Genomic DNA, 1,654 nt, shown 5'->3' with positions numbered 1-1,654 from the left:
CGCCGACGAGCGCGAGCAGGCGTGTCTGGTCGGGGCGGCTCGCGACGACGCGGGCGAACGCATCGAACAGCGACAGCGTCGTCGGCAGCATCATCGCGAGGATCATCAGCGTCCAGCCGGCCGCGGCGAACGCCGCCGGCAGCCACAGCGAGCCGCCCGGCAGCGCGCGGCAAAGCGCGCTGAACGGTTCGGTCAACGCGCTGTCGCCGTGGTCGAGGTACCGCCCGTACGGACTGCGTGTCCACGCCCACAGGGTGAGCCACGCGAACGCGACGAGACTCGCGAGCACGAGCGGAAACACGCGCCGATGCAGCGACGCAGCCATGACCGTTGGCGTGCGATCGCGCTTCACGCGTCGAACAGGAACGTGCTCTGCAGCGCGTTGTGATTCTTCAGATCGACGTCGATGCCGATCGCCGCATTCTTCGACCGATAGACGGGTGCCTTGCCGACGAACACTGGTGCGCCGGGTACCGTCGAGAACACGGTGTCGGTCAGCGTCGTCTGCGCGCCGCTCGGGCCGAGGTACGGCTCGAGTTCCGCGTGGTAGTCGGTGCCGATCGACAGCGTGCCGCGTGCCCCTTCGACGTTGAACGTGATGGGGGCGCGTTCGATCGACACGACCTTGCCGATCAGTTTCGCAAGATCGGCGATCGGGCCGCCGGCCTGGCCCGTGTAGACCTTGAGCAGCGCCTGCTCCTGCGCCTCGGACGCCGTGTCGCTGAGATAGATCGCAGCTGTCCAGTTGCCTTGCAGGATGTTGCCCGGCACGCGGCACACGGCGGCGATCGTGTTGCCGCTCACGTCGACGCCGTCGACGGCGCCCTTGTCGACGTGCCACGCGACGATCGTGTCGCAGACGCCGAAATCCGGATCCTCGCCGATCCAGCACGGACAGAGTACGCGACAGTTGCAGACCTCGAGCAGACGGCCTTCAAGGTGATAGCTCATGATTCCCTCCAGGGAGCGACGGCGAATGCACGTTGGGCTGGGGGGAGGAAGCTGACTGACGAATCGTCACCCCGCTCGGCGATGCGAACGCGAAATGCGCAGAGGAATGCGCGGAAGCGGAGACGGGATGGATGCGATAGCGCGGGCCTGAAGCGGCGTATCGATTTTCCAGTGTAGGTGCGCAAGGCCGTTATGCAAGCCGTCGCGTGCTGCGACACCGGCTGACAAGCCAGCGCGCGTGCGCTAGCATCGCGATCGGTGTCGCCGCGGCACGGCGGCGGCGCGATGCGCGTCAGCGCGGCAAGCCCGGCACCGGGTTCCCCGACCTCAACGAACAACCAGGAGCATCCATGCGTGTCTTGACCGGTCTGCTGTGCTCGCTGGCGCTGGCGGCGAACGTCGCCCATGCGCAGTCGAATTGTGCCGACGCGACGGATCAGGCGGCGATGACGGCATGTGCCGATCGCGCCTACAAGAAATCCGACGGGGAGCTGAACCGGACCTACCAGGCCGTCACCGCGCGCCTGCGCGATGCGCGGCCGCTCGCCGACAAGCTCGTGAATGCGCAGCGTGCGTGGATCGCGTACCGCGATGCCGAGTGCAACTTCTCCAGCGCGAATGCCGAGGGCGGCAGCGCGTATCCGATGGTCGTGTCGACCTGCCTCGACGATCTGACCAAGGCGCGCACCGAAACATTGAAGGG

The 1,654-nt window shown here is 67.0% G+C and carries 2 protein-coding genes and 1 pseudogene; 1 reads left to right on the top strand and 2 read right to left on the bottom strand.

The window, feature by feature from the left end; all coding sequences use genetic code 11:
• Together JYJ84_RS36100 and JYJ84_RS36095 are read right to left on the bottom strand one after the other, a co-directional pair.
• A pseudogene (locus JYJ84_RS36100) lies at nt 1–325 on the bottom strand (DUF2182 domain-containing protein); the annotation flags it as partial.
• Between the two features lie 23 nt (nt 326–348).
• Nucleotides 349–951, bottom strand: a complete 603-nt coding sequence (locus JYJ84_RS36095; RefSeq protein WP_174958406.1) for a DUF1326 domain-containing protein — start codon at nt 949–951, stop codon at nt 349–351.
• 350 nt (nt 952–1,301) lie between these two features.
• On the opposite strand from JYJ84_RS36095, the gene JYJ84_RS36090 reads away from it, so the two are divergent.
• Nucleotides 1,302–1,654 (top strand): lysozyme inhibitor LprI family protein (locus JYJ84_RS36090; RefSeq protein WP_205190245.1); only part of this gene is annotated, 353 nt, incomplete at its 3' end.

Origin of the sequence: Burkholderia sp. LMG 13014, assembly GCF_905232215.1 — a bacterium.
Lineage (GTDB): Bacteria > Pseudomonadota > Gammaproteobacteria > Burkholderiales > Burkholderiaceae > Burkholderia.
The sequence above is the reverse complement of the archived record's forward strand: the minus strand, read 5'-3'. Positions and strand labels throughout refer to the sequence as shown.

What these genes read in the sequence shown, in the direction of transcription:
- JYJ84_RS36095 (WP_174958406.1), bottom strand. Translation starts at nt 951, where the DNA reads ATGAGCTATCACCTTGAAGGCCGTCTGCTCGAGGTCTGCAACTGTCGC.